At 66.1% G+C, this 954-nt stretch carries 1 protein-coding gene; it reads left to right on the top strand.

Going from position 1 to position 954, the window contains the following annotated elements:
• Positions 1-82: 82 nt before the first annotated feature.
• Positions 83-930, top strand: a protein-coding gene (locus ABTU92_RS23050; RefSeq protein ID WP_408093963.1) for an IS5 family transposase whose coding sequence is annotated in 2 segments (ribosomal slippage) — positions 83-455 and positions 455-930 — 849 coding nt in all. Because the reading frame shifts where the segments join, the coding sequence is not laid out codon by codon here.
• The last annotated feature ends 24 nt before the right edge of the window (positions 931-954 follow it).

The raw sequence follows: 954 nt of genomic DNA, 5'->3' as shown, positions 1-954 counted from the left end.
AGAGCCGATCCGAGAAGTTGTTGAGTCTCGGGAATCGGTTGTGATTCCGTAGTGTCTCCGTGATTCGCTAGCGGAGGCAGCGATGTGGAAGCCCGAACACCGCGTTGCCGCGGACCGACGCGGTCTTCGTTATCCGAGCGATCTCACCGACGCCGAATGGGCGCTGATCGAGCCGCTGATCCCGCCGGCCCGGCGGGGTGGTCGCAGGCGGTCGGTGAATGTGCGGGCGGTTCTCGACGCGATCTTCTACGTGCTGTGGACGGGCTGCCAGTGGCAGGCGCTGCCGAAGGATCTGCCACCCAAGAGCACGGCGCATTCCTACTTCATCCTGCTGGATCGCGAGGGTGTCCTGGAGCGCATCCACCACGTCCTCTACGTGGCGGTCCGCGAGCAAGCCGGACGCGACGCCAGCCCGACGGCGGCCATCATCGACAGCCAGAGCGGCAAGGCCGCTCAAAAGGGGGCTCTGCGCTGGACCCGCAAGGCTACGACGCGGGAAAGAAGGTCAAAGGACGCAAGCGGCACATCCTGGTCGACACGCTCGGCCTGTTGTTGAACGTCGCGGTTCACCCCGCCGACATCCAGGATCGTGACGGCGTCGCGCTGGTCCTCGATCAGCGAACCCGTCGCCAGTTCCCCTTCATCGAACGGGTCTTCGCCGACGGCGGCTATCAGGGGCCGAAAGCTGCCGCGGCCGCGGCACAGACCGGGTCGTGGAGGATCGAGGTGGTCAAGCGGCGCGACGGCGCCACCGGTTTCGAGGTCGTGCCGAAACGCTGGATCGTCGAACGAACCTTCGCCTGGATCAGCCGCTGTCGCCGGCTGGCGCGCGATTTCGAGCGCCACGCCCGAACCGTCGCCGCCTTCGTCCGCCTCGCCATGATCCGCGTCATGCTCCGAAGGCTGGCAAGGCCAAGCCACTCGGCGTGAATCCGATCTTCTTGGATCGGCTCT

The sequence above is a fragment of the Rhodoplanes sp. SY1 genome (assembly GCF_046000175.1).
Lineage (GTDB): Bacteria > Pseudomonadota > Alphaproteobacteria > Rhizobiales > Xanthobacteraceae > Rhodoplanes.
This window is presented reverse-complemented; position numbering and strand designations above follow the sequence as displayed.